Source organism: Treponema sp. R6D11 (genome assembly GCF_054786075.1).
This window is the reverse complement of the sequence record NZ_BDHD01000506.1, coordinates 1-899: the sequence shown is the minus strand read 5'-3', so window position 1 is coordinate 899 and position 899 is coordinate 1. Positions and strand designations below refer to the sequence as shown.

Annotated in this window: 1 pseudogene; it reads right to left on the bottom strand. The window is 44.2% G+C overall.

From position 1 onward, the window contains the following. Positions 1–879, bottom strand: a pseudogene (locus ACYVTD_RS14300) (hypothetical protein); the annotation flags it as partial. Positions 880–899 lie beyond the last annotated feature (20 nt).

Genomic DNA, 899 nt, shown 5'->3' with positions numbered 1-899 from the left:
GTCTTTGAGTTGCTCCGCCACCATTACAATGGGGTTGATTACGTTATTCAATACAAAGTACACAATTACTGCCGCCAATATAATGGCTATAACCGCCAGAATAACGGTAAATTCGGTAATTGTTTTAACTTCCCGTAAAATATGTTTTTCTGTGGCTACAATCATTATTGACCAGACTTGTTCGGAGTCGCTTATTCTAAAGGGCATGGTTTTAAGCCTTGTATACGAGTCAAGCGCGTGGGAAAATGTTCTACATTCAAATTCCACGCCTTCACGCACCGCTTTATCAGCTTCCTTTATATATTCGCCAAAACTCGTATCCACGTCGATAAGCATCTTTCCAACACGGTCTGGAATTAAGTGTCCCATTATCATTCCGCTACCCGCATAAATTACCATTGCGGATATTTCATCGTTATTTTTTATAACGTCCTGCACCGCGGTTTGTATTACGTCAATAGCCAAAAGACAGCCCAATCCTCCTACAACTTCGCCGGTTTTGGAATTCAGTATTGGAACCATCATTTTAAACGCAAACGTGTCTTTCCCGTTTACCTTCCATGGCTCCGGATTATCCACACGGTCATTTTTCGCGTTTGGACCGGTTAGATATTCCATAGTGTGCGCGATATCCGAGCTTGAACGGGCGACCATCTGTCCTGTTTCCTTGCTGAAAGTCATCGCGTATTGCCCTGTGGGGCTGGAACCCGTACGCCCGATATAGCGGCTGTCCATTCCGTCAAGGGCGTTAGGTTTCCATATTGTATAAATGGTAATCATGTTGGGTTCCGATCTTAGGGCGGAGTGAAGCATATCATCGTATCTATCTCTGCGTTGATTTGCCGGAATAGCCTCATAATCGTCCATTATGTTTGCCATTGTACGCAACGCCCGTATAT